The sequence below is a fragment of the Pseudonocardia sp. genome (assembly GCF_050250275.1).
In the GTDB taxonomy this organism is placed as follows: domain Bacteria; phylum Actinomycetota; class Actinomycetes; order Mycobacteriales; family Pseudonocardiaceae; genus Pseudonocardia.
In genome coordinates this window covers 33363-57324 of record NZ_JBFWOY010000039.1, presented here as the reverse complement: position 1 = coordinate 57324, position 23962 = coordinate 33363, and the positions used below count along the sequence as shown (strand labels likewise).

The 23962-nt window shown below is 74.6% G+C and carries 26 protein-coding genes and 1 pseudogene; 9 read left to right on the top strand and 18 right to left on the bottom strand.

The features are described from left to right. On the bottom strand, window positions 1-242 hold a 242-nt coding region (locus AB7F12_RS27615), incomplete at its 3' end, for a CoA transferase (protein WP_428502872.1). Between the two features lie 83 nt (window positions 243-325). On the opposite strand from AB7F12_RS27615, the gene AB7F12_RS27610 reads away from it, so the two are divergent. The 3 genes from AB7F12_RS27610 (at window position 326) to AB7F12_RS27600 (ending at window position 4387) form a co-directional block, all read left to right on the top strand. Further along, on the top strand, window positions 326-1084 hold the full coding sequence (locus AB7F12_RS27610; RefSeq protein ID WP_428502873.1) for a FadR/GntR family transcriptional regulator: 759 nt from the start codon (window positions 326-328) through the stop codon (window positions 1082-1084). 311 nt (window positions 1085-1395) lie between these two features. Next, window positions 1396-2742, top strand: coding sequence for a C40 family peptidase (locus AB7F12_RS27605; protein WP_428502874.1), 1347 nt, complete (start codon window positions 1396-1398; stop codon window positions 2740-2742). A gap of 259 nt (window positions 2743-3001) precedes the next feature. Further along, window positions 3002-4387, top strand: coding sequence for a C40 family peptidase (locus AB7F12_RS27600; RefSeq protein ID WP_428500924.1), 1386 nt, complete (start codon window positions 3002-3004; stop codon window positions 4385-4387). 15 nt (window positions 4388-4402) lie between these two features. Here AB7F12_RS27600 and AB7F12_RS27595 read toward each other — a convergent pair whose 3' ends face one another. The 10 genes from AB7F12_RS27595 to AB7F12_RS27550 form a co-directional block, all read right to left on the bottom strand. Next, window positions 4403-5419, bottom strand: coding sequence for a Gfo/Idh/MocA family protein (locus AB7F12_RS27595; RefSeq protein WP_428500925.1), 1017 nt, complete (start codon window positions 5417-5419; stop codon window positions 4403-4405). Window positions 5420-5508: 89 nt separating this feature from the next. After that, complete coding sequence (gene thpR / locus AB7F12_RS27590; protein WP_428500926.1) at window positions 5509-6069, bottom strand: RNA 2',3'-cyclic phosphodiesterase; 561 nt, start codon at window positions 6067-6069, stop codon at window positions 5509-5511. Continuing rightward, window positions 6069-6989 carry a ribonuclease Z gene (locus AB7F12_RS27585; RefSeq protein WP_428500927.1) on the bottom strand — a complete coding sequence of 307 codons (921 nt, stop codon included), beginning with the start codon at window positions 6987-6989 and terminating at the stop codon, window positions 6069-6071. The genes thpR and AB7F12_RS27585 overlap by 1 nt, the downstream gene beginning before the upstream one ends. 71 nt (window positions 6990-7060) lie before the next feature. Beyond that, window positions 7061-7522 carry a (2Fe-2S)-binding protein gene (locus AB7F12_RS27580; protein WP_428500928.1) on the bottom strand — a complete coding sequence of 154 codons (462 nt, stop codon included), beginning with the start codon at window positions 7520-7522 and terminating at the stop codon, window positions 7061-7063. Window positions 7523-7532: 10 nt separating this feature from the next. Continuing rightward, window positions 7533-8315, bottom strand: coding sequence for an FAD binding domain-containing protein (locus tag AB7F12_RS27575; RefSeq protein ID WP_428500929.1), 783 nt, complete (start codon window positions 8313-8315; stop codon window positions 7533-7535). 22 nt (window positions 8316-8337) lie between these two features. Further along, a complete protein-coding gene (locus AB7F12_RS27570) occupies window positions 8338-9084 on the bottom strand; it encodes an enoyl-CoA hydratase (protein ID WP_428500930.1) in 747 nt (248 codons plus the stop codon). After that, window positions 9077-11428 carry a xanthine dehydrogenase family protein molybdopterin-binding subunit gene (locus tag AB7F12_RS27565; RefSeq protein WP_428500931.1) on the bottom strand — a complete coding sequence of 784 codons (2352 nt, stop codon included), beginning with the start codon at window positions 11426-11428 and terminating at the stop codon, window positions 9077-9079. The genes AB7F12_RS27570 and AB7F12_RS27565 overlap by 8 nt, the downstream gene beginning before the upstream one ends. After that, window positions 11425-12189 carry an SDR family NAD(P)-dependent oxidoreductase gene (locus AB7F12_RS27560; protein ID WP_428500932.1) on the bottom strand — a complete coding sequence of 255 codons (765 nt, stop codon included), beginning with the start codon at window positions 12187-12189 and terminating at the stop codon, window positions 11425-11427. The genes AB7F12_RS27565 and AB7F12_RS27560 overlap by 4 nt, the downstream gene beginning before the upstream one ends. A gap of 14 nt (window positions 12190-12203) precedes the next feature. After that, window positions 12204-12998, bottom strand: coding sequence for an MBL fold metallo-hydrolase (locus AB7F12_RS27555; protein ID WP_428500933.1), 795 nt, complete (start codon window positions 12996-12998; stop codon window positions 12204-12206). Between the two features lie 134 nt (window positions 12999-13132). Further along, window positions 13133-13732: a TetR/AcrR family transcriptional regulator gene (locus AB7F12_RS27550; RefSeq protein WP_428500934.1), complete on the bottom strand. Its 600-nt coding sequence runs from the start codon at window positions 13730-13732 to the stop codon at window positions 13133-13135. A 72-nt stretch (window positions 13733-13804) separates the two neighbouring features. Between AB7F12_RS27550 and AB7F12_RS27545 the strand changes: the two genes are divergently transcribed. Continuing rightward, window positions 13805-13993: a hypothetical protein gene (locus AB7F12_RS27545; protein ID WP_428500935.1), complete on the top strand. Its 189-nt coding sequence runs from the start codon at window positions 13805-13807 to the stop codon at window positions 13991-13993. A gap of 4 nt (window positions 13994-13997) precedes the next feature. After that, on the top strand, window positions 13998-14753 hold the full coding sequence (locus AB7F12_RS27540; protein WP_428500936.1) for an SDR family oxidoreductase: 756 nt from the start codon (window positions 13998-14000) through the stop codon (window positions 14751-14753). 15 nt (window positions 14754-14768) lie between these two features. Here the strand turns inward: AB7F12_RS27540 and AB7F12_RS27535 are convergent, their stop codons facing one another. From AB7F12_RS27535 to AB7F12_RS27515, 5 genes are all read right to left on the bottom strand, one after another. Continuing rightward, on the bottom strand, window positions 14769-14957 hold the full coding sequence (locus AB7F12_RS27535) for a hypothetical protein (RefSeq protein WP_428500937.1): 189 nt from the start codon (window positions 14955-14957) through the stop codon (window positions 14769-14771). Between the two features lie 278 nt (window positions 14958-15235). Next, window positions 15236-16354, bottom strand: coding sequence for an alpha/beta-hydrolase family protein (locus tag AB7F12_RS27530; protein ID WP_428500938.1), 1119 nt, complete (start codon window positions 16352-16354; stop codon window positions 15236-15238). Further along, a complete protein-coding gene (locus AB7F12_RS27525) occupies window positions 16351-17178 on the bottom strand; it encodes an alpha/beta hydrolase (RefSeq protein WP_428500939.1) in 828 nt (275 codons plus the stop codon). Before AB7F12_RS27525 ends, AB7F12_RS27530 begins: the two co-directional genes overlap by 4 nt. An 89-nt stretch (window positions 17179-17267) precedes the next feature. Then, on the bottom strand, window positions 17268-17933 hold the full coding sequence (locus AB7F12_RS27520; RefSeq protein WP_428500940.1) for a response regulator: 666 nt from the start codon (window positions 17931-17933) through the stop codon (window positions 17268-17270). Further along, window positions 17930-19207 carry a sensor histidine kinase gene (locus tag AB7F12_RS27515; protein ID WP_428500941.1) on the bottom strand — a complete coding sequence of 426 codons (1278 nt, stop codon included), beginning with the start codon at window positions 19205-19207 and terminating at the stop codon, window positions 17930-17932. The genes AB7F12_RS27520 and AB7F12_RS27515 overlap by 4 nt, the downstream gene beginning before the upstream one ends. Before the next feature lie 20 nt (window positions 19208-19227). On the opposite strand from AB7F12_RS27515, the gene AB7F12_RS27510 reads away from it, so the two are divergent. Then, window positions 19228-20100: a serine/threonine dehydratase gene (locus AB7F12_RS27510; RefSeq protein ID WP_428500942.1), complete on the top strand. Its 873-nt coding sequence runs from the start codon at window positions 19228-19230 to the stop codon at window positions 20098-20100. Window positions 20101-20118: 18 nt separating this feature from the next. Here the strand turns inward: AB7F12_RS27510 and gcvH are convergent, their stop codons facing one another. Then, window positions 20119-20517, bottom strand: coding sequence for a glycine cleavage system protein GcvH (gene gcvH / locus AB7F12_RS27505; RefSeq protein ID WP_428500943.1), 399 nt, complete (start codon window positions 20515-20517; stop codon window positions 20119-20121). A 277-nt stretch (window positions 20518-20794) separates the two neighbouring features. Here gcvH and AB7F12_RS27500 point away from each other — a divergent pair, with 277 nt between their 5' ends. Genes AB7F12_RS27500 through panE form a run of 3 tightly spaced genes read left to right on the top strand, consistent with a single transcriptional unit; the run spans window position 20795 to window position 23390 of the window. Continuing rightward, window positions 20795-21418: a cupin domain-containing protein gene (locus AB7F12_RS27500; RefSeq protein ID WP_428500944.1), complete on the top strand. Its 624-nt coding sequence runs from the start codon at window positions 20795-20797 to the stop codon at window positions 21416-21418. A 43-nt stretch (window positions 21419-21461) separates the two neighbouring features. Next, window positions 21462-22460 carry an AIR synthase related protein gene (locus AB7F12_RS27495; RefSeq protein WP_428500945.1) on the top strand — a complete coding sequence of 333 codons (999 nt, stop codon included), beginning with the start codon at window positions 21462-21464 and terminating at the stop codon, window positions 22458-22460. Between the two features lie 9 nt (window positions 22461-22469). Further along, complete coding sequence (gene panE, locus AB7F12_RS27490; protein ID WP_428500946.1) at window positions 22470-23390, top strand: 2-dehydropantoate 2-reductase; 921 nt, start codon at window positions 22470-22472, stop codon at window positions 23388-23390. A 319-nt stretch (window positions 23391-23709) separates the two neighbouring features. On the opposite strand, the pseudogene AB7F12_RS27485 reads toward panE, so the two are convergent. After that, a pseudogene (locus AB7F12_RS27485) lies at window positions 23710-23943 on the bottom strand (SRPBCC family protein); the annotation flags it as partial. Window positions 23944-23962: the final 19 nt, after the last annotated feature.

The window sequence follows — 23962 nt, the reverse complement described above, 5'->3', positions numbered from 1 at the left end:
CCACGACCCTCCCGGGTGCGGATGTCGAGAGTGACCGACGACTTGTCCCGGTTGAACGACTCGAAGAACAACGAGTCCCCGTCCTCGGCAAACGGCGGGACGTGCCGGCCCACGTCCCCACCAACAGCCGGGTCCTCGACCTTCACAATGTCCGCACCCAGCTCGGCCAGATGCATCGACCCGAACGGCCCCGCGCCGTACTGCTCCAAAGAGATGATCCGCACGTCCTCCAACGGCCTCACCACGACCACCTCCACGTCGGCGCAACGCAACTCACGCTAAACGTCTGACATTTTGGGGTCAACCGGCAGATAGGCTTTCAGCCGTGCCCGCCGACCCGTCCGACCGCGCCCCGCGGCTGCAGGTGCGCCGCGACCGGCCCGCATACCAGCAGGTCGCGGACGAGCTGCGCACCCAGATCGTCGGCGGGCTGCTCCCGGCCGGGTCGCGACTCCCCAACGAGGCCGAGCTCAGCCACTCCTTCGCGGTCAGCCGCAGCACCGTCCGCGAGGCGCTGCGCTCACTGACGAGCCAGCACCTCGTCGAGACCCGGCGCGGGGTGCACGGCGGCTCGTTCGTCGCCGCGCCCGATCCGCAGCGGGTCGTCACCGCGCTCGGCGAGTCGCTCGGGGTCCTCGTCCGCACCCCGCGGCTCGGGCTCGCCGACCTGCTCGAGGCCCGGCTGCTCCTCGAACCCGCCGCCGCGCGGCTCGCCGCCGAACGCGCCGACCCGGACACCGTCGAGGCCGTGCGGGCCGCCGTGCGGGCCCCGCACGATCCGCGCGACCCCAGCGGCTTCGTGCCGCACCTCGACTTCCACACGACGATCCTCATGGCCACCGGGAACCTCATGTTCACGCTGATGGGCCAGCCGGTGTCCGACGTGCTGCGCACCAGCCTCGACCGCACCGCCGTAGACCAGGCCGAATGGGCCTCCGTCGATGCCGATCACGCCGTCGTCGCGGACCACATCGCGTCCGGCCGGGCGGACCAGGCCGAGTCGGCCATGCGGCAGCACCTCGAGTCGTTGCGTCCGCTCTACGAGCGCGCCGGCCACTGGAGCGACTCCACGACGAGCGGGTGATCCCGCACTGCAAGCGGTCAGTCGACCGTTCGTCGCACCGACACGCACGCCGTTGACCGCTCGTCGCAGTACGTCCATACGCTGACGTGCAGTCACCACCGGTCGCCGCATCACATCGGCGTGGTTGCTGCAGATCTCATCACGGAGTGGTTACTTTCATGTCGCCGCCCGGTGCTCATGCCGGGCGACGCGCCTGGTCGGCCGTCTCCACCTGCCCGCCGACACTCCCCCAGGTGCCCGCGCTTCCCGGGGCAGGTACGGACGAGGTCGCTCCCCAACCTCCTCGCCCGTATGACGGCAAGGACCGCTACATGGCTACGCACCGTGCTGTCGCCCTGCTCGACAAACCCGGCGCTACCCGTACCCCCCGCCCCGCCAGCGAGCTGATCGCACAGTTCGGCATCGAGCTGCCGTCGGCCCCCACCGGCCGTCCGCGCCACGGCACCGCCGTGCCGTCGCCGCGTGCCGACGTCGACCGCCCCGCTCACCCCCTGATCGACACCCCGCTCATCCCCGCCCAGCCGACCGGGCGGCCCGACTGGTTCGCGACCGGGTGGAGCGCCCCGGCCCTCGATCCCGTCCGGGCCGACGAGGCAGCGCAGGCCGCGAGCGACGAGGTCCGTGCCCGGGTCGCCGCGCTGCTCGCCGAGTTCCCCGCGACCGACGACACCGGGCTCGCCGGCGACGCGCTGTTCGACGCGCACGACCGGGCCCCGCTCACCGTGGTCCCGGCGGCCGACGGGTCCGCGGCCGAGAACTCCACGGTCGAGCACTCGGCGGTCGAGGACTCCACCGACGACAGCGGAGCCCGCGGCGACGCCACGAGCGCTGCCGAGCTGCACTCGATCGCGACCGACCGCACCGGCGTCCGTCGCGCCTCCGCCGCGCCTGCCGGGCTCGCCGGCTCCACCGCGGCCTTCGCCGTCGAGCAGGCCCGCCGCACCCGCCTCGGTGGCATCCCGCACCAGGGTGCCGTGGCCGCCGCGTCCGCGACCGTGCTCGGCGCGACCGCCGCCATCGTCGCCGCCACCGGCGGGTTCACCGCCCACGACACCGCCGCCGACCTCTCCGCGGCCGTCGACCAGGCCACCCAGCGCATCGAGCTGGCCAAGCCCGCCGACGCCGTGCCGCAGGTGCAGCTCAGCGGCGTCTCCGACACGGTGGCCAAGAAGGTCGCCGAGGCGGCCGACAAGCACCGCGCCGACGCCACGCAGATCATCGCCGCCGCCCGGGCCCCGCAGCGCACCACCCACGGCGCCGGCGCCGGCGCAGGCGGCGACGCCGGTGGTGCCGGGACCGTCGTCGCCGGCAGCAGCAAGGGTGCCGCGGCGCTGCGCGCCGCGCTGACCCAGCAGGGCAAGCCCTACGTGTGGGGCGCCGCGGGTCCGTCCGCCTACGACTGCTCCGGCCTGGTGCTGTGGGCGTTCAAGCAGGTCGGCATGAGCCTGCCGCACTCGTCGGCGGCGCAGTCGCGGATGGGCACCCCGGTGAGCAAGTCCCAGCTGCAGCCCGGCGACCTGGTGTTCTTCTACTCCCCGGTCAGCCACGTCGGCATCTACATGGGCAACGGCAACATCCTCCACGCGTCGACGGCGGGCCAGCCCGTCAAGATCTCGAAGATGGCGAACATGCCGTTCAACAGCGCGCGTCGGCTCTGACGCTCCACCCGGTCACCGAGTGGGAGCGCTGATCGCCACTCGTTCGCCGTCGCGCGAACACGACCGGTCGCCGAAGACACGCGCCGAGCCCACTTCGGATCACTCGATCGTGGAGATAGGGTCAGGACGTCGCCCGGAGTAGTTCCCGGGACGGCGCGCCCGATCGGCCGTCACACGCCCCGCCGATCGCTCCCCCGGGCGCCCGCGAGACAGGGGCGGAGCCGCGCAGCGTCGCGCGGCCGACGGCGAGGACGCCTCCATGACCCAGCGCGTGGCCGACGCGACCACCGACGCCGTGCCCGTCCGTCAGGTCGCCGACGTCATCCTGTCGTTCGGTCTCGAACTGCCCGCCGTCCCCGGGCCCCGACGCCCGGACAGCTCGTCCGGTGCACACCGCCTCGCCGAGTGGCCCGCCCGTTCGCACATGGGCCCGGTCGCCGAGTTCGGTGTCGGCCGCACCGTCGCCGTCGCGCCCGAGGTGCTGGCCAAGGCCCGCCGCCTCGCCTTCGGCCCGCCGCTGCCCCCGCCCCCGGCCCCGCGCGCGGCCCACGATGCATGGGCCCCGGCCGCCGACCCGACCACCGCGGTCCCCGCCCCGCGCCGCCACCACGACGACGTCGCTCCCCACACGACGGTCCTGCCCCTGCAGCCGCGCGGCCCCGTCGACGACGACCCGTGGGCGCCCGGCGCCACGGGTGGCGCGACCCGGTTCGTCGGGCCCCGCTCCGGCCCGGACGACGAGCCCGAGACCGATCCGTTCGGTGTCGCCGCCACCACCGTGACCGCGGCCGCCGACGTCACCACGGTCCACCGGGCCGTCCCCGACGCCGAGGACACCGCGCTCGTCACCCAGGACGAGCCCTACTCCGACATCGACCGGCCCGTCACCGGCAGGACCGGGTCGCCGACCACCCTCGGCAACGCCGGTCGTGGCCGGCCCACCCGGCAGTTGGCCGTCGTCACGGCGACGATGGCATCGGTCGCGATCGTCGGCGCCGCCGCGGCCGCGGTCGTGTCGCTGTCCAACAGCGGACCGTCACCCGCCGACAACGCCTCCTCCGACCTCGACCTCGCGCACCAGGCCGCCCTGCCGACGCGGCCGGACCCGGTGCGCTCCCCGTCGTCCGCCCCGCCGTCCCCGATCACGCAGGCGCTGCCGACGGCGGGCGCCGGCGACCGCACCACCGCGTCCGCCCGGGGCGACGGCAGCAGCACCGGGGCAGGCCCGTCGACCCGGGCCACGACCACCACGACCCGCGCCCCGGCCGCCGCCCGCGCCGTACCCGCGGTCACCGCGTCCGGGAAGAGCGCCGCCGCCGCGCAGGTCGCGCTGCAGCAGGTCGGCAAGCCCTACGTGTGGGGCGCCGCGGGACCCTCGGCGTTCGACTGCTCCGGGCTCGTCCACTACGCGTTCCAGCAGATGGGTGTGACCCTGCCGCGCACGGCGGCAGCGATGTCGCAGGTCGGCACCCCGGTGTCGAGGTCCGAGCTGAAGCCGGGCGACCTGGTGTTCTTCTACTCACCGATCAGCCACGTCGGGATCTACATCGGCGACGGCAAGGTCGTGAACGCGACGACCGAGGGCGAGCCCGTACAGGTCTCCCCGCTCAGCGACTTCCCGATGACGAGCGCCCGCCGCGTCTGACCCGCCGACCCCGGCTCACAGCTCGGCGGGGCCCTCCTGCGGGTCGATGCCGAGCTGCTCGGCGACCAGGCCCATCACGTCCTGGACCGCGATCGTGTCGGCGAGCGGCATCACCGCGCTCTCGGTACGCCCCGCGAGCAGGCAGGCGGTGACCTCCTCCAGCTCGTGGAAGTAGCCACCGCCGGTGGCGGGCGCGACGAGCTCCTCGGGGTCCTTCCCGTGCCGGCGCAGGACGACCCGGTCGGGATGGTGGAACCGGGGCGGCACGTCGATCCAGCCCTCGGTGCCGACGACCCGCGCGTGCCCCGGCGTCGGGCACTGCAGGCTGGTGAACAGCGTCGCCGTCCGGCCCCCCGGGAAGGTGAGCAGCACCGACTCCTCGGTGTCGACCCCGGACGGGGCGAGCAGGCCGCGCGCGACGACCTCGTCGGGCTCGCCGAGGACCATCTGCGCGAACGAGATCGGGTAGACGGTCAGGTCGAACAGGGCGCCACCGCCGACCCTCGGGTCGTAGTACCGGTCGTCCGGGTCGTAGGGCTGGCTCACCCCCAGATCCGCCTGGACGGACCGGACCTCGCCGATCGCGCCGTCGGCGATCAGCTCACGGAGCCGGACGATCGCCGGCTGGAACCGGGTCCACATCGCCTCCATCGCGAACACCCCCGCGGCGCGCGCCGCGTCGGCCACCTCCCGGGTCGCGGCCGGGGTGACGGTGAACGCCTTCTCGACGAGGACGGCCTTGCCCGCGGCGATCGCCGCCAGCGCGATCGCCCGGTGCTGCGGGTGCGGCGTGGCGATGTACACGGCGTCGACCCCGTCGTCGTCGAGGATCGCGCGGTAGGAGCCGTGGGGCCGGGCGATGCCGTGCGTGGCCGCGAACGCGGCCGCACGATGGGCGGAGCGGGACGCGACCGCGACGGGTTCGGCGGCGTCGAGGTGGCCGAAGTCGCGCACCACCTTCGCCGCGATGCGGCCGGGGCCGATGATCCCCCACCTGACGGTCCCGCGTCCCGCCGTCTTCTCCGTTGCCATGGTCCACATCCTGGCCCGGGCGCCTGATCGGGGCGAGTGCCGTTCCACAGCTGTGGACGATCCTGTGGACAACTCGAACGACTGTTCGACTAGTGGTCACCACCGAGACGCCACGTGGCCACCGTCTCGTGACGGGGAGTTCCGCCGGGTCCTCTCCCCAGCCGGCTCCACACCACACACAGCTGGGTGACGGTCTCCTCCGGGCCGTTGCGCAGCAACGGGTCCAGCTCCGCGGCGGCGTCACGGACGGAGTCGGGCGGGCGTGCCGACGCGAGCGTGAGGTGCGCCCGGAACCTGGTGCGCTCCACCCGGATCCGCGCCCGGGCGGCGGCGGCCTGCGCGGCCTCGGCGAGGCGGCGCAGTCGCTCACGGTCACCGTCGACGCGCGCACAGAGCGTGCGGTCGCCGAACCGGCCGGCGCCGTCGACCACCAGCCGCAACGGCGCGGCCCTGCGGGCGGCGCGGCCGAGGCGTTCCGCCAGGTCGTCACGACGCTCGTCGGGCACCTCACCGAGGAACGCCAGCGTCACGTGCCACCTGTCCGGGGTGACCCAGCGCAGCCCCGGCCGCGCGGCCCGGACCGGCGCGACGGCGGCGTCGATCGCCTCGACCGTCGCCGGGGCGGGCAGCAGCGCGACGAACAGCCGCATCAGCGCAGCCGCCGCGGCGGGACCGGGATGCGCATCAGGTCCGTGGCCACGACGACCGGGCCGTCGAACACCTCCGCGGCCTCCGCGGCGAACGCCAGGGGGTCACGGTAGCGCTGCGAGAAGTGGGTCAGCACCAGCGTGCCGACGCCCGCGCGGGCCGCCACCTCCCCCGCCTCCCGGGCCGTCAGGTGCCCGAAGCTGTCCGCGAGACCCGCGTCGGCGTGCAGGAACGTCGACTCGATGACCAGCATGTCCACGCCCGCGGCCAGTTCGTCGACGCCCGCACGGAGCCGGGTGTCCATCACGAACGCGAACGACTGGCCCGGCCGCGGCGCGCTGACGTCGGTCAACCGCACCGTCCGCCCGCCGGCGTCGACGCTCCCGTCGCGGGCGAGCCGCGACACCGCCGGGCCCGTGACCCCCGCGGCGGCGAGCCGGTCGGGAAGCATGCGGCGGCCGTCGGGTTCGTCGAGCCGGTACCCGAACGACTCCACGGGATGGTCGAGCCGCCGCGCGGTGAGCGTGCCGAACGCGCCGGTGGCGATCGGCCCGTCGGCGGCGACGGGTTCCTCGCGCAGCTCGGCCACCTCGTGGAACGAGGTGGCGTGGCGCAGCCGCGCGAACCAGTGCGCGCCGGACTCCGGGTAGTGCGCGACGACGGGGTGGGCGACCCTGTCCAGCGACAGCCGCTGCACGACACCCGGCACCCCGAGGCAGTGGTCGCCGTGGAAGTGCGTCAGGCAGATCCGGGTGACCGCGCTGCTCGCGACGCCCGCGAAGAGCATCTGCCGCTGCGTGCCCTCACCGGGGTCGAACAGCAGCCCCTCGCGGTCCCAGCGCAGCAGGTAGCCGTTGTGGTTGCGGTGGCGGGTCGGCGCCTGGCTGGCCGTTCCGAGGACGACGAGCTCGCGGGCCGACACCTCGGCGACTCTAGAGGGGCCGTTCGGCAACGGTCGGCGCGCCGGGCCGCGCCCGCCCGTGGTCGGTCGGGCTACCGGGACCGGGCGGCCGCCTCGATCGCGTCGACGATGCCGGCGTAGCCGGTGCAGCGGCAGATGTTGCCCGACATCTCCTCCCGGATCGTGTCGCGGTCGGCGCCGGGGCACCTGTCGAGCAGGTGCACGGCCGTCATCAGCATGCCGGGCGTGCAGAAGCCGCACTGCAGCCCGTGACGGTCGAGGAACGCCTGCTGCAACGGGTGCAGGGTCCCGTCCTCGCCGGCGAGGCCCTCGACCGTGCGGATCGCCGATCCCTCGGCCTGCACCGCGAACATCAGGCAGGAGCGGACGGGTTCGTCGTCGACCAGGACGGTGCACGCCCCGCAGACGCCGTGCTCGCAGCCGACGTGGGTGCCGGTGCGGCCGCACCGCTCGCGCAGCACGTCGGCAAGGGTGTGGCGGGGTTCGACGTCGATCTCGAACCGCTCGCCGTCCACCGTGAGTCCGAGCTCCACCGGGCCTCCCCTACATCCCTGCCGACGCGAGCGCCCGGCGTGCCATCTCGACGGCGACGCCGCGCCGGAAGTCCGCCGTGCCGTGCAGGTCGCCGCTGGGGCCGACCGCGTCCCCGACCGCCTCGGCGTGCAGGGTGTCCTCGGCTGCGTGCGCCCGCACCGGCACCGGCCCCACCCCGCCGACGGCGATCCGCACCTGCGCGTCCACCTCCGCCACGACCACGGTGACCAGCGCGAAGTCGCCGTGGCGGCGGGTGAACTCGGCGAACCCCCAGCGTGCCGGGACCGGGAAGTCGATGCCGGTGACCATCTCGCCGGGGTCGAGCGTCGTCGTCAGGGGGCCGGTGAACAGGTCCTCGGCGGCGATCCGGCGATCACCGCGCGGGCCCGCGACCGTCACCGTGGCCCCGGTCGCGACGGCGACGACCGGCAGCTCGGCGGCCGGGTCGGCGTGGGCGATGCTGCCACCGGCCGTGCCCCGGGAGCGGATCGCGGCGTGGCCGATGTGCGCGGCGGCCTCGGCGAGCAGCGGGTGCGCGGTCTGCTCGGCCAGCGCCGCGTGCCGGACCAGGGCGCCGACGTGCACGTCCCGCCCACCCCGCTCGAGGGTGGCCAGCCCGTCGACACGGTTGACGTCGACCAGCACCGCCGGGCGCGCCAGCCGCAGGGCCATCACGGGCACGAGGCTCTGGCCGCCCGCGAGGATCCTGCCCTCCCCGCCGGCCTCGGCGAGCGCGGTGAGCACGTCGTCGACCGACGACGGTCGCACGTACTCGAACGGCGCGCACTTCACGCGTTGCCTCCCTGCGGTCGGCTCACAAGCCCTTGAACACCGGCTTCCGCTTCTCCTGCCGCGCGGCGCGGCCCTCGGCGAAGTCCTCGCTGGTCCAGCAGGCGTCGAACGCCTCGCCGAGCGTCTTCTCCACCGCCGGGTCGAGCGAGGGCTCGAAGACCGTGTTCAGCACCTGCTTCGAGTACGCGAGTGTCAGCGGGGCGAGCTCGGCCATCTGCTCGGCCCACGCGATCGCGTCGTCGACGTCGCCGAGGCGGTCGGCCAGGCCCAGCGCGTGGGCGCGCGAGGCGTCGATCTTCTCCAGGCCGAGCAGCGCCGCGCGGGCGGCGCCGTTGCCCGCCAGCAGCGAGAACCGGCGGATCGTCCACGGGTCGACGGCGAGCGCGTTGCCCGCGGTCGGGATCGCGAACGCCGCGGTGGGAGCGGCGACGCGGACGTCGCAGGCGATCGCGATCTGGGTGCCCGCGCCGATGGCCGGGCCGTTGACCGCGGCGACGACCGGGACCGGCAGCGCCGTGAGGGTGTGCAGCATCCCGTAGAGGGCGTCGCGGAACGTGTCGCCGTAGACGGCATCGAGGTCGGCGCCGGAGCAGAACGACGTGCCCTCCCCGGTCACGACGAGCGAGCGCGCCCCGTCGGCCACCGCGGTCGTCGCGGCGTCGCGGACCAGGTCGCACAGCTCGATGGTCAACGCGTTGCGTTTGGCCTGCCGCTGCAGGGTGATCACGGCGGTGCGGCCGCGGGTCGACAGGTCCAGCAGTTCAGTCACGAAGGCCTCCGGGTCGGTTCCCGCGATCCTCTGCGGCGCGCTGCGCCGCCGTCCACACCACCGAGGGTGACAACGGCAACTCGTCGATGCGCACGCCCAGCGCGTCGGACACCGCCCCGGCGAGGACGGCGTTCGGGCCCAGCGTGCCGCCCTCCCCGACGCCGCGGACGCCCAGCGGGTTGGCCGCGGGCCGCTGCACGTGGCCGATGACCAGCTCGGGGATCTCCGCGCTGGTCGGCATCAGGTAGTCGAGCACGGTGCCGGTCGACAGGTTCCCGTCGGTGTCGTAGACGAGGTGCTCGTACAGCGCGCCGCCGATGCCCTGCGCGATGGAGCCGGCGATCTGGCCGTCGACGATCTGCGGGTTCAGCGCGCGACCGGCGTCCTCGACGCAGGCATAGCGCAGGATGCGCACCGCGCCCGTCGTCCGGTCGACCTCGACGGCGGCGACCTGCGCGCCCGCGGCGAAGGCACCGCGGACGGGGTCGTAGAACTCGGTGGCCTCCAGGCCGGGCTCGATGCCGTCGGGGAGCCGGTTGGACTCCAGGTAGGCGACGCGGGCGACCTCCGGGAGCCCGATCGTGGTGTCGGGGGAGCCGACGACCGAGATGAGGCCGTCCTGGATCGTCAGGTCGGACGGGTCGGTCTCCAGCAGACCGGCCGCCAGCCGCAGCACCTTCGTCCGCGCGGCGAGGGCCGACCGGTGCGCCGCCCCGCCCCCGATGACGGCCTGCCGCGACGAGAACGCGCCGAACCCCCAGAGCGACGCGTCGGTGTCGCCGATCCGGACGTCGACGTCGTCGTAGCCCACGCCGAGCGCGTCGGCGACGATCTGCGCGACCGTCGTCTCCAGACCCTGGCCCTGCGACGTGACCCCGGAGAACACGGTGACCCGCCCGTCGGGGTTGACCCGCACGGTGCAGGCGTCGTGCCCGGTGCGGAACGGCATCCGCGGACCCGCCGACGCGGCCCGGCCGAGCCCGGTGAGCTCGTTGTAGCAGGCGAAGCCGATGCCGATCTGCGGCTCACCGGTGCCGCGGCGGCGCCGCTGCTCCTCGACGAGGTCGTCGTAGCCGGCGGCGTCGAGGGCCTTGGTGAGGCACTCGTCGTAGTGCCCGGAGTCGTCGACGAGCCGTGACGGCATCCTGTACGGGATGTCCTCGGGGCGGATCACGTTGCGCCGCCGGATGTCGACGCCCGTCATGCCGAGCCGCGCGGCGGCGTCGTCGAGGAGGGTCTCCATCGCGAACACGCTCGCGGGCCGGGCGACCCCGCGGTACGGGCCCGACGGGGCGGTGTTGGTGGCGACGCCTCGCACCGTCGCGCGGTAGTGCTCCAGCTTGTACGGGCCGGTGAGCAGGCCGCCGGCCATGAGCGGCTCGATGCCCGCGGTCCAGGGGTAGACGGAGTAGGCGCCGACGTTGCAGGTGATGTCGGCCTGCAGCGCGAGCAGGGTGCCGTCGGCGGCGAAGCCCGCGGTGAGCAGGTAGCGGTGGTCGCGGGCGTGGGTGGCGGCGGCGAGGTGTTCGACGCGGTCCTCGACCCACTTCACCGGCGTGCCGGGCAGCGCCAGGGCGATCGCGCAGAGGGCGACGTCCTCGGGGTTGAGCACCGACTTCACCCCGAACCCGCCGCCGACGTCGGGCGCGACGACCCGCACGTTGCCCTCCGAGAGCCCGAGCAGCTCGGCGATCATGTTGCGCACCAGGTGCGGGACCTGGGTGCCGGACCAGAACGTCAGCCGGCGGTCGGCGGGGTCGAACAGCGCGACGCCCGCGCGGCACTCCATGGGGTTGCCCGCATGGCGGTTGGTGGTGAGCTCCCGGCTGACGACGAGGTGGGCATCGGCGAGGACGGCGTCGGTGTCGCCCGCGTCGAACGTCCGCTCCAGCAGGACATTGTCGGGAGCCTCGTCGTGGACCGGCACGGGTCCGGGCGGGTCCCATGCCTTCACCAGGAGGGGTAGGGGTGCGTAGTCCACCTCCACCAGCTCCGCGCCGTCCTCGGCGCGGTACCGGTCCGCGGCGACGACGGCCGCGACCGGCTCCCCCGCGAACCGCACCTTGCCGTCGGCGAGCACGGGCTGACCCGTCTCCACATAGGACGGCAGCGCGCTCTTGGCCCGCAGCACGATCCCGCCCAGGTCGGCCTGGGTGAAGACGCGGTACCCGGCGTCGCGGGCCGGTCCGGCGGCCAGTGACTCGATCCGCGCGTGCGCGATCGGGCTGCGCACGAACGCGACGTGACGCATCCGCGGCAGCTGGAGGTCGCCGACGAACCGGCCGCGCCCGGTGACGAGACGACGGTCCTCCTTGCGCGGCGGCGAGGTTCCGAGGGAGCTCACGGCATCGCGTACCCGCCGTTGACCGACACGACCTGGCCCGTCGTCCACGACGAGAGCGGGGAGGCGAGCAGCAGCACCATCGGCGTCACGTCGTCGGGGCGGCCGAGGCGGCGGAGCGGGTACATCGCGAGGATCCTGCGCATCTGCTCGTCGTCGGCATTGCCGGAGTGGGCGTCGATGTTGTCGGTGCGCACCAGTGCCAGCGACACCGCGTTGGCCCGGATCCCGTTGCGCGCCAGCTCTTTCGCGAGGGACCTGGTGAGCCCGACCGTCGTCGACCGGGCCGTGGCGGTGACCAGCAGGCCCGACTCGCCGACGCGCCCCGAGTCGCCCATCAGGTTGACGATCGCCCCCGCCTTGCGGGACGCCATGCACGTCGCGACGGCGTGCGTGACCTGCAACGTCCCGGTGACGGTGACATCGATCTGCGGGGCCCAGTCGGCGGGCGTCGACTCCAGGAAGCGTTGCTTGCGGGTGGCGGCGGAGTTGTTGACCAGCACCCCGATCGGCCCGACCTCGGCCTCGACCCGCTCGACCATTGCCGCGACCTCGGCCTCGTCGCGCAGGTCCGCGCCGACCGCCAGCGCCCGCACCCCCAGCTCCGCGGCCTCGGCGGCGGCCTTCTCCGCGCCCGCGCCCGAGGAGTGGAAATGGAACGCGACGTGGGCGCCCTCCGCGGCGAAGGCCAGCCCGATCGCGCGACCCAGGCCCTGGCCCGCGCCGGTGACCAGTACCGTCGTGCCGGCGAGTCCGAGATCCATGCCGTTCCCTCCTGTCAGAGTGCCCGGAACCGGCGGGCCCCGTCGACCGTCACGACGCGGCCGAACCGCAGTCCCGGGAAGTGGGCGCCGACCACGAGGTCCGGCCCGTCGCGGACCTCGTCGGCGAGGGCGTTGCGGGCGGCGCTCGCGGCGACGGGATCGACGTCGAACACGGCCTGCCAGTCGGGCTCGGCGAGCTCGACGACGGAGTGCACGACGTCGCCCAGCAGCAGCGCGCGCCGGCCGTCGTCGCCGGAGAGCACGTAGACGGTCGATCCCGGGGTGTGGCCGGGGGTGTGCCGGGCGTCGAGCCCGGGGGCGATCGTCACGTCGGAGTCGAAGGGTGCCAACCGGTCCCGCAGCGGCCCGAGCTTGCGGACCGCGCCCGGGGCGGCGTCGGCGGCGTCCACGAAATGGGCCCAGTCGGCGGCGTGGACGCGGTAAGTCGCGTTGGGGAAGACGATCTCGCCCTTGCGCGTGGCCCAGCCGACGTGGTCGAAGTGCAGATGGGTGAACAGCACGTCGGTGACGTCCTCGGGAGCGACGCCGTACGCGCGCAACGAGTCCAGGAAGTCCCCGCCGGTGTAGCTGTCGTTGCTGACCCCGCCGACGCCCACGTCCACGAGGATCACGCGGTCTCCGGTCCGGACCAGGAAGCCGCCGAGGTCGAAGTGCAGGCGGCCGTCGGCCTCGACCTGTCCTGGATGGCAGGCCCAGGGATCGTCGACCCCCGGCCGGGTGAGCGCGTCCTTCGTCTCGTGGCCCACACCGTCGAGGACGGGTGCCACGTCGAGCGATCCGATCTTCACGAGGACTCCCCTGTGAGTCGCTGTTGCCGGCGGAACCTCAGGATCGTCCCCGATCCGGTGTGTGCTGATCCGCGTGCACCGTGGCCCGCGACAGCTTCCCTCCCCCGCGACACCCCGAGGCTAGCTAACGCTCGTTAGCTCTGCAAGGGTCGCCCGCCACGGGCGATCGTGACCGCGAACCCCGCGTACTGGTCCGCCACCTCCGCCGCGTCCAGCGGGCCGTCGTCGGAGAACCAGCGCGCCACCGACACACACATCTCCCGGATCGCGAACGACGCCAGCCGCGGCGACTCGACCCCGAACACCCCCGCACGCTTCCCGTCGGCGATGAGCGCGCGGATCGCGTGCTCGTGCTCACGACGCCGCTCCTGCAGCTGCGTGCGGTGCGGCTCCTCGAGGCTGCCCGTGTCCCGGTTGACCACGAGCGCCTCCCGCCGATGCGTCGCGTGCCGGTACGCGTACACCCGCGTGGCCCGGCGCAGCTTCTCGGCCGGATCCCCGACCCCCTCGACGGCCCCGTGGAAGTCGGCCAGCACCGCCGCCGTCGTCCGGTCGACGATCACCCGCAACAGGTCGTGCTTGGAACGCATGTGGTTGTACAGACTCGGCGTGCGAATACCCAACGCCCCGGCGATCTGGCTCAGCGCCGTCCCGTGATAGCCGCGCTCCGCGAACAGCGTCAACGCAGCGTCGACGACGGCCTCACTCGTCACCGTCGCCCGTGCCGCCGTCACGCCGACACCGTAGAGCCTGCGCGTGGCGGCCCGTGCTTTCCATCCGCCCGGCCCCCACGCCAGGATGTCCGCATGGTTCCCGACACCTTCGGGACGGTCACGCTGCAGGTCGTGGCCGAACGAGCCGCCGCGCTCGTCCCCGGCTTCCGGACGTTCCTGCTCGCCTGCAGCCTGCCCGGCTACTCGGCCGCCAGGGCCACCGGCTCGCGACGGAGTTCGACCGCCTCCACGGCTGGAGTCGGCACCGAGGACCTACGTTGATCGCATGACCGACCCGGACCACGCCCCCCACGTCGCGCTCGTCACCGGCGCGGGCGGCGGCATCGGCCGCGCCGTCGTCGCGACGCTCGCCGCCCGCGGCCACCTCGTCGTCGCCACCGACGTCACCGCCCCCGACCTCCCCGACGCCACCGGTGTCGCGCTCGACGTCACCGACACCGCGGGCGTGGAGCGGGTCGTCGGGGACGTCGAGGCGACGCACGGACCCGTCGACGTGCTCGTCTGCACCGCGGGCGTCATCCGCCCCGGCGGCATCCTCGACACCCGCGACGACGACTGGGCCACCATGCTCGACGTCAACACCACCGGGGTGCTGCGGATGCTGCGGGCCGTGGGTCGGCGGATGGCCGAGCGGCGGCGGGGATCGATCGTGGTCGTCGCCTCCAACGCGGGAAGCGTCCCGCGCACCGGGATCGTCGGCTACGCGACGTCCAAGGCCGCGACGACCCACCTCACCCGCTGCGCCGGCCTGGAGCTGGCCGAGTTCGGCGTTCGCGCCAACGTGGTGTCCCCCGGGTCGACGGACACGACAATGCTGCGGGCCCTGCCCGTGCCGGGGGTCGTGGACGAGGCCGTGGACCGGGCGATCACCGGTTTCCTGCCGCACCACCGCATCGGCATCCCGCTGCGCCGCGTCGCCGATCCCGTCGACATCGCCGAGGCCGTCGCCTACCTGGCCTCCGACGCGGCCCGCCACGTCACGCTGCAGGAACTGTCCGTCGACGGCGGCGCGTCGCTGTGATCCCGGCCGGGTAGGTCAGCCGGCGGCCCGGGCGGACAGACCGAGCATCGCCAGCAGTTCGCGGCAGTCGTCGGCGTCGACGGCCTGGCCTGCGACGACACGCGCCGCCTGCTGGTCCTGCACCTCGCAGTTCTCGCGCGCCGTCTCCTGGGCGCGGGCCCAGGCTCCGACGGTGTTGTCCTGGCGGCTACGCAGTGCTGACATCGGCTGATCCTCCGAGGGGCGGGGCCGCTGACGCGGCCGGTGTTGCCAGACGGCAACCCGCAGCGGCCGGAACCGATGCCGTGGGACGTTGCCCGCCCAACCTGATCTGTCCAACGTAGCCCGGATCACAGCCTGCGCGCAGGTTTCGTGACGTCCGACCGGTCGAACGGTCACGGGATCGCCGCGCCGTGGAGGCGGCTGGCGTGGACGCCACGGGGACGGTGCAGGACCACCTGCGGTCGAACGTCGCGAAGCTGGGCGCGGCACCGCGTGATCGCTCACCGGTCGACGGCGCGGGCGATCGCCGCCACCCGCGCGGCGCCGGGGGACGCGACGGCGCCGGCGTCGACGAAGCCCTGGGCCAGCGCACCGCCGTAGCGGTGGCCATGGCCCGCGGGGACGTCGAGGGCGCCCGGGAGGCTTCCGGTGACCTGCCAGAACGTCACGATCGGCAGCCAGGCCCCGGAGCCGTCGGGAGCGAGGAGCAGGCGCGGCGACCAGCGTCCGACGGGGTCGTCGGCGTTGACGATCGACGTGGTGTGCGGTGGCGCCGGCCGGCCCGCACCGCCGGGCAGCCCCGCGAGCAGGGTCGCGTCGGCCGCGCCAGCGACGCCGGACGCCGCGATCGCCCCGAGGCTCTCCCCGTAGAGCACGAGCCTCGGCCGGGGCCCGGCGGGCAGGGCGTCGATCGTGGTGCGCAGTGCCGTGACCAGCGCGGCCGCGGACCGTTGCGCCGGTCCGGTCCCGAGGAGGTACTCGATCCAGCTGGGGCGGTCGGCGTACTGCGCGGCGACCGTCGCGACGTTCCCACCGGCCAGGTACTCCATCGTCGCGACGGCGGCGGGATCGACCCAGCCGGAGCCCGTCGGGGCGGCGACGAGGATCGTCGCGCGGGTGAACCCGCCGGCGCGGCGCAGCCGGTCGATCGCGACGGCGGCGCGGGCGGCGTCGGTGGTGCCGTCGGTGAGTGCGGCGTAGGCGCGGACCGGGGTCGTGGCGGGGGCGCCGGTGACGTGCGCGATCCGGTCGGCGCCGGTGGTCCCGGCGAGGAACTCGGCGCCCGCGGCCGACGCGGCCGGCGGGGGCGACCCGCCCGCGGCCGGCGGCCGGGCCCCGGCCGCGACGAGCGGTGACGCGGCCAGCACCGCGACGCACACGGCCGCGTGCAGCCGCCTCGACCGTGTCCACGCGACGACGCGCGCGACCACGGCGGGGATCGCGAACGCGAGCCGTACCTGCAGCACGACCAGCACCGCGACGGCGAGTCGCAGCACCGGTCCCGGTTCGAGCACGTACGGCATCGTCAGCGACGCGACACCCGCGGTGGCGCCGACGGCCCAGCCGGTCGGGCCGGCCGCGGGCCGCGGTAGCGGCCGGACCAGGGTCAGCGTGGTCATGCCGCGGTCCCGGCGTCGGTCGCGGGTGCGCCGACGACCGCGGCGACCGCGGCGAGCGACGCCGTCCCGGGTGTCAGGTAGCCGTCGTGGGCGGTGACACCGGCGGTCGGCAGCAGGGTCGCCCCGAACGCCGGGGAGGTGGGGTCGGTGCCGTGCCCGAGGTCGCCGATCCCGACCGGGGGCACCCATCTCGTCCAGTCGGCGGCGGCGCGGGCGGCGAAGACGTGGGCGCGGGTGTGGAGGTCGGCGACGTCGTCGGTGCGGACGCCGGGGCTGCCGAGCAGGACGAGGTCGTCGGCGTCGAGGCCGGGGGCGGCCAGTGCGGCGACGACGGTGCCGTAGCTGTGGGCGACAACGGTGAGGTGCGGGGCGCGCAGCCCGTCGACGAATTCGGCGAGCGCGGGGGCCCCGGCCCGGGCGAGCGCGCCGGAGGCGGCGTCGATCCCGAGTCCCTGCGGTGTGGTGTACCCGACCCAGACGACGACGGCGGTGTCCGGCCCGGACGCGGCCCGCAGCGCGCGGGCCCACGAGAGGGGCTTGGCGATCGTGTGGAGGTCGGTGTCGGAGCCGGGGACGATCACCGCGACCGACCGCGCGGTGGCGGGGTCCCCGACCGCGACGACGGCGAGCCCGCGCCCGGCGGGGTCGCAGCCGAGCACCCGCAGGTCGTCACCCTGCGCGTACGAGGCGGTGAGCGAGGCCGCACACGCGGCGTCCCGGGCGACGGGTCCGGCCGGCGCGGCCGGCGCCGACTGCGCGAGCGCCACGAGCAGGCTGAACAGCATCGCGAGGGCGGCGAAGGGGTACAACCGGCGGAAGGTCACGCTGGTCGACGTTAAAAACGAAACGGTGCCGAATCGTCACGCTGCGGAGCCGTCTTCGACCCCTACCGGGGTCCCGTACCGGCGGGGTACTACCCCTGTGGTCGCACCAGCCCGCACTCGTAGGCGACGACGACGGCCTGGGCCCGGTCGCGCAGCCCGAGCTTCGCGAAGATGCGGCTGACGTGCGTCTTCACGGTCTGTTCGGCGAGGACGAGGTCGCCGGCGATCTCGCTGTTGGAGCGCCCGCGGGCGACGAGCCCCAGTACCTCGGTCTCACGGTCGGTCAGGGACGCGAGCCGGTCGGGCCGGGGCGCGGCGGTGGCCGGGTCGGGCCGCGCGGCGACGAAGTGCCCGATGAGCCGGCGCGTCACCTCGGGCGCGAGCAGTGCCTCGCCCGCGGCGACGACCCGGACGGCGTGCAGCAGGTCGGTCGCGGGGGCGTGCTTGAGCAGGAACCCGCTGGCGCCGGCGGCGAGGGCGTCGAAGATGTAGTCGTCGAGGTCGAACGTGGTGAGCACGAGGACCTTCGCGGTGGTGTCCCCGGACAGGAGCGCGCGGGTCGCCGTCAGGCCGTCCATCCCGGGCATCCGGATGTCCATGAGGACGACGTCGGGCGTCTGCGCGGACGCGACCGACAGCGCCGCGCGACCGTCACCGGCGGTACCGACGACCTCCATGTCGGGTTGCGCGTCGAGCAGCGCGGCGAACCCCTCCCGGACCATCGCCTGGTCGTCGACGACGAGCACCCGGATCACGGACGTCCCCCGATCGGCAGTTCGGCACGCAGCTCGAAGCCGCCGTCGGCGGCGGGCGCGGCGTGCAACGTGCCGCCGTGCACCTCGACGCGTTCGCGCATGCCGCGCAGGCCGTGCCCGCTGCCGGGGACGTCGGGCGTGGTCCCCGGTCCGTTGTGGACCGCGACCACCAGCACGTCGCCGGTCCGTGACACCCCGACCCGCACGGGCGCACCCCCCGCGTGCTGCGCGGCGTTGGCCAGCCCCTGCTGCACGACCCGGTAGACGGTGAGCCCGAGCGGCGCCGCGACCGGGCCGCCCGGATCGAGCCGCCAGGTGACGTCGGCGCCGGCGTCGCGGGCGTCGGACAGCAACGCCTCCAGCTGGTCGACGCCCGGCTGCGGCGCCCGCTCGCCACCCTCCGCGGACGTCGGGCGCAGGACCCCCAACAGGTTCTGCAGGTCCCCGAGCGCCTCCCGGGCGGCGGCCGCGACCTCGGCCAGCTCCGCGCGGGCGTTCTCGGGCAGGTCGGCGAGCCGGTAGGGCGCCGTCTCGCAGCGCACCGCGATCATCGACATGTGATGGGCGACGACGTCGTGCATCTCCCGCGCGATGCGCGCCCGTTCGGCCAGCGCGCCCCGTTCGGCCTGCGCCTGCGCGACCCGGATCCGCTCGGCCTCGAGGGCACGGCGGGCGTCCCAACGCGCCCCGAACGCCATCCCGACCGCGACGGTGGCCGCGACGACGACGACCGACACCAGCAGGTACGAGGCGTCGCGCGGCCACGGTCCGACGACGGTGACGACGACGATCAGCACGCACGTCAGCACCCCGACACCGAGCGACACCGCGGCCGGGCCCGCCCATGCGGCCATCAGGACGACGGGCAGGACGAGCAGCCACTCCCACACCTCGAGCACCGGGACCGTCGGCACCGGTGGCCCGACGAGGAACGGTAGGACGATCACCCAGACGGCCATGAGCCGCCACGCGTCCATCGGGCGGCGGTTGGCCAGCCACAGCGCCAGCACGAACGGCAGCAGCATCAGGAACGCGAGACCCCCGACCATGCGCCTGTCCTCGTTGAAGACCGCGCCGGCGGCGGCGATCGCGACGATCAGGCCGTGGACGACGAACGCGACCGTCAGCCAGCGGGTCAGCCGGCGCCCGCGCGGGAAGGGCCAGCGGGCGTCGGGCCGCGGCGCCTGCCAGATCACCGCGGCGACGACCCGGCCGGCGACACGCAGCAGCCTGCCGCCCGGCGAACCGGGCTGCGGTGCGGCGTCGGCGGTCATCGTCGCCGAGACTAGGCGTTGTGAGCCTCTCGTCCGCCGACGTCACCGCCGCGGCCACCCGCATCGCACCGCACGTCCGTCGCACGCCGCTGTTCGTCACCGAGCTCGACGGCCGGCCGTTGCTGCTCAAGCTGGAGCATCTGCAGCGCAGCGGGTCGTTCAAGATGCGGGGTGCGACGAACGCGCTCCTGGCGGGCGAGCGGCCCGACCGTGTGGTGACGGCGTCGGGTGGCAACCACGGGCTCGGGGTGGCGACGGCGGCGGCCCGGCTGGGGATTCCGGCGACGGTGTTCGTGCCGGGGTCCGTGCCGGAGGCGAAGGCCCGGCGGATCGAGGCGGCCGGGGCGAAGCTGGTCCGCCACGGTGCGACCTACGCCGACGCGGCCGCGGCGGCGCATGCGGAGCCGGGCCGCTACCTGCACGCCTACGACCAGCCGGAGGTCGTCGCCGGCCAGGGGACGGTGGCGGCGGAGATCGTGGCGGCGGCGCCGGAGGTCGACGCGATCGTCGTCGCGGCCGGGGGTGGTGGGCTGGCGGCGGGGACGACGCTGGCCGCCGCCGGCCGGCGCACGGTCACGGTCGAGCCGGAGCACTGCCGGGCGGTCCACGCCGCGCTCGCGGCGGGGGCGCCGGTGGACGTCGGGATCGACTCGGTCGCGGCGTCGGCGCTGGGCGCGACACGGATCGGCGATCTCGCCTTCGAGCTGCTGACGGCTGCCGCCGCGGTTGCGCTGCTGGTGTCGGACGCCGAGATCGTCGCGGCCCGCGACCTGCTGTGGGAGGAGTTCCGGCTGCGCGTCGAACCGGCCGCGGCGGCGCCGTTCGCGGCGTGGTTGGCCGGGCGGGTGCCCGGTGAGCGGCCGTGTCTGGTGCTGTGCGGGGCGAACGACTGAGCGGTCGGCCCGGCCGGGTCAGTCGGTGTTGGCGGCGCGGTAGGCGTCGGCCGTGAGGAGGTCGCCGAGGGCGGTGATCTCGACGGCGAAGAGCCAGCCCGCGCCGTAGGGGTCGGTGCCGACGACCGCGGGGTCGTCGGCGAGCGCGGTGTTGACCTCGGCGATGGTGCCGGTGGCCGGGCTGAACAGCTCCGACACCGACTTGGTCGACTCGATCTCGCCGCAGGGCTCGCCCGCGGTGACGGCTGTGCCGACCTCGGGCAGCTCGACGTAGACGATCTCCCCGAGGGCCTCGACGGCGACCGCGGAGATGCCGACGCGGACGGGGCCGGACGGGATGTCGGAGCCGGGGGCGACGGCGATCCATTCGTGTTCGGCGGTGTAGCCCAGCGCGTCGGGGAGCGCGATCTCGGACACGGCGGTTCCTCTCGATGCGGCGGGTGCCGCGGCATCCTACGAGACGTCGGCGGGGTCGCGGCAGGAGTGGGCACGGGTCGCCGACACCGGACCGGGCGGTGCCGATCCGCGTCGGGGGCCGGCCGTACCCACGGCGCCACATCCCACACCCGGGTTCCCCGCATGAGGTGACGACGCCACGCCGTCAACCCTTCGGACGTCTCGTCTTCGCGTCGAAGTCGTCCACGATAGGTGAAAGCCGTTTATGATGCTGTACGGCGACGAGCGAGGAGGACACATGATGGCCACCCCGGACATCAGCGGCGACAAGTCCGCCGTCGTCGCGAGCTGGGAACCGATCGTCGTCGCCATCGGACCCAAGGTCCGTGAGGTCCGCCAGCTGCTGGGCCTGTCCTTGCAGCAGCTCGCCGGCCGTTCCGAGGTCTCCGCCGCCGCCATCCACAAGGTCGAGCGCGGCGACATGGTGCCGACGATCACCACGCTGCTCAAGCTGTCCGCCGCCCTCGGCCGGCCGATCGGCTTCTTCGTCGACGACGCCGACTGGGCCGGCCCGGCGGGCGTCCACGTCCGCGCGGACGAGCGTCCGCCCGCCCCGAGCGACTGGGCCCCCGAGGCCACCGGGGTCGGGGCCACCGCCATCGCGGTCCCCAACGAGCGGTTGCGCTGCGGCGGTGTGTGGGCCGAGATCGAGCCGGGCGGCACCAGCGGCGAAGGCCGGTCGGTCCGGTCCGGCGAGGAGCTCGTGCTGGTCACCAAGGGAGTCCTGGCCGTCGACGTCGCGGGCGAGCGGTACCGCCTCGAGGCGGGCGACTCGCTGCACTTCCCGGCCGATCGGCCGCACTCCTGGCACAACCCCGGCCCCGACCCCGTCACAGCGGTCTGGTGGCTGCTGCGCGGCTGACCCGCGCGGCCGGAAGGTCCCGAGCAGAAGGCACGATGCGTCCGTGACGAACAGCGAAACCCTCGACGAGCTCGTCGGGTCGGTGCTCGCCAACCCCGGCCTGAGCGCGAAGGCCGACATCGCCGTCGTCGGCGAGGTCCTCGGCGACACCGACTGGGTCGGCGGCCCCGGCGACGACGGCGCCGTGCTGCCGTTGGCGCCGACGGTGGGCTCGGACGCAGGCGTGGTGGTGTGCGGCGAGGCGATCCTGCCGGCGTTCGTGAGGGCCGACCCGCGCGGCGCCGGGTTCGCCGCGGTGCTCGCCAACGTCAACGACATCGCCGCGATGGGCGCCGAGCCGATGGGCATCGTCGACACCATCGCGACGTCCGCGGAGGCCGCCCAGCTCGCCCTCGCCGGGATGCGCACCGCGGCCGGGCTGCTCGACGTGCCGATCGTCGGCGGCCACCTCACCGCGCACGACGGCGAGCCGTCGATCTCCGCGTTCGCCGTCGGGTCCGTGACCGATCCGGCGCTGGCGCTGTCGGTGACGCGGGCGGAGGCGGGCCAGTCGCTGGTCGTCGCGGCGGCCACGACGGGCACGCTCAACCCGAACTTCCCGTTCTTCCGGGCCTTCGAGGACCGCGGCGCGCGCTGCGCGGGCGATGTCCGGCTGATGCCGCGGCTGGCGCGCGAGGGTGTCGTCGTCGCGGCCAAGGACATCTCGATGGCCGGGCTGGTCGGCTCCCTCGCGATGCTGCTGGAGGCGCGCGGGCTGGGCGTGACCGTCGACGTCGACGCCGTCCCCGCCCCCGACGGTGTCCCGCTGACCCGCTGGTTCAACTGCTTCCCCAGTTTCGGGTTCCTGCTGTGCGTGCCCGCGGGCCGTGAGGACGCGTGCCTCGCCGCGTTCGCCGAGCGCGACCTGGCGGCCGCCGTCGTCGGCACCCTGGACGATTCGGGCGAACTGGCCCTGCGTCGCGGTGCCGAGCGGAAACTCGTGCTGCGGCTCGACGAGTTCCTCGTCACCGGGCTTCCCCGGCAGGGCACGCCGGGGGGCTAGATTCGGCGCGTGAAGATCCTCGTGCTCGGCGCCGGCGCCGTCGGCGGCTACTTCGGCGGCCGGTTGGTCGCCGCGGGACGCGATGTCACCTTCCTGGTCCGGCCCGCGCGGGCGGCCCTGCTCGCCGAGCACGGCCTGCACGTCCGCAGCCCCTACGGCGACGTCGACGTCCCGGCCCCGGCGACCGTCACCGCCGACGCGATCCCCGGTCCGTACGACCTGGTGGTGCTGAGCGCCAAGAGCTACGACCTCGACTCCGCGATCGACTCCGTCGCTCCCGCCGTCGGCCCCGACACCGCCGTGCTCCCGCTGCTCAACGGCATCCGCCACCTCGACGCGCTGGACGCGCGGTTCGGGGCCGGTTCGGTCCTCGGCGGGATGTGCCTGATCTCGACGGTGCTGCGTCCCGACGGCTCGATCGACCACCTCAGTGACACGCACTCGCTGGTGCAGGGCGAACGCGCGGGCGGCCGGACGGCACGGACGGCCGCCGTCCAGGAGGCGCTGTCCGGCGCCGGGTTCGACGCCCGCGAGTCCGACGACGTCCTGCAGGACATGTGGGAGAAGTGGGTCTTCCTCGCGACGGCCGCGGGGACCACGGCGCTGATGCGGGCCGCGATCGGCGACGTCGTCGCCGCCGGCGGGACGCCGTTCATCGAGCAGCTGCTCGACGACGTCGCCGGGGTCGCCGACGCGCAGGGCCGGGCGCCGCGCCCGGCCGCGCGCGAGCAGATTCGCGGGACGCTCACCCAGGCCGGTTCGACGATGACGGCGTCGATGCTGCGCGACATGGAGTCCGGCGCGCGGATCGAGGCCGACCACGTCTTCGGCGACCTGCTCGCCCGCGCCGGGGACCGCCCGGTCGAGGCGCTGCGCACCGTCTACGTCGCCGCGAAGGCCTACGAGGCGCGGCGGGCGCGCGAGAGCTGAGCGCCTACACCTCGCGGACCAGCTCGCGCATGCTCACCGGCCGATCGCCTCGGCGCTCTCCTTGATCCCCGACAGGGTCCGCGAGATGCCGGCCTCGAACTCGCGCAGCCGGCCGTGGACGATCTGCTGCTCCTTGTCGGGCATCCGTTCGATCGCGGAGGTGAGCCCGGAACAGCCGGGCCCGAGCTGGGCCCGGTAGGTCAGCCAGGTGCCGCCGTCGTCCTGTGGTTCCGACGAGAACCGCCAGACGGCGGCGGGTTCGTCGGGGGTCGCCCACGGCCCACGCCAGCGCCGTCGGCGGGTCGCACTCGACGATCGTCGACGTCGTGGACCAGGTGCCGATCGCGCGGTGCTCGCTGTGGCCGACGAAGCGGGCGCCCAGGGCGGGGGCGGTGGCGCCGTCGCACCACTCGATCGCCTGCAGCTCGTCGCTGAGGGCCGGTAGCTCCTCGAGGGCCGTGACGACGGCCCAGACCCGCTCGGGCGGGGAGTCGATCCAGATCGCCAGCTCGACGGTCGGCGCGTCGGCGTACCTGGCCCCGGTCCATTCCACGACTGTCGACGGTATCCGT

Bases quoted from the DNA above. Each gene is read 5' to 3' on its own strand.
- AB7F12_RS27605 (WP_428502874.1), top strand. From the start codon at position 1,396: ATGGCTACGCACCGTGCTGTCGCCCTGCTCGACAAACCCGGCGCTACC.
- AB7F12_RS27600 (WP_428500924.1), top strand. From the start codon at position 3,002: ATGACCCAGCGCGTGGCCGACGCGACCACCGACGCCGTGCCCGTCCGT.
- AB7F12_RS27595 (WP_428500925.1), bottom strand. From the start codon at position 5,419: ATGGCAACGGAGAAGACGGCGGGACGCGGGACCGTCAGGTGGGGGATC.
- thpR (WP_428500926.1), bottom strand. From the start codon at position 6,069: ATGCGGCTGTTCGTCGCGCTGCTGCCCGCCCCGGCGACGGTCGAGGCG.
- AB7F12_RS27560 (WP_428500932.1), bottom strand. From the start codon at position 12,189: ATGGATCTCGGACTCGCCGGCACGACGGTACTGGTCACCGGCGCGGGC.
- AB7F12_RS27545 (WP_428500935.1), top strand. From the start codon at position 13,805: ATGGTTCCCGACACCTTCGGGACGGTCACGCTGCAGGTCGTGGCCGAA.
- AB7F12_RS27540 (WP_428500936.1), top strand. From the start codon at position 13,998: ATGACCGACCCGGACCACGCCCCCCACGTCGCGCTCGTCACCGGCGCG.
- AB7F12_RS27535 (WP_428500937.1), bottom strand. From the start codon at position 14,957: ATGTCAGCACTGCGTAGCCGCCAGGACAACACCGTCGGAGCCTGGGCC.
- AB7F12_RS27530 (WP_428500938.1), bottom strand. From the start codon at position 16,354: ATGACCACGCTGACCCTGGTCCGGCCGCTACCGCGGCCCGCGGCCGGC.
- AB7F12_RS27515 (WP_428500941.1), bottom strand. From the start codon at position 19,207: ATGACCGCCGACGCCGCACCGCAGCCCGGTTCGCCGGGCGGCAGGCTG.
- AB7F12_RS27500 (WP_428500944.1), top strand. From the start codon at position 20,795: ATGATGGCCACCCCGGACATCAGCGGCGACAAGTCCGCCGTCGTCGCG.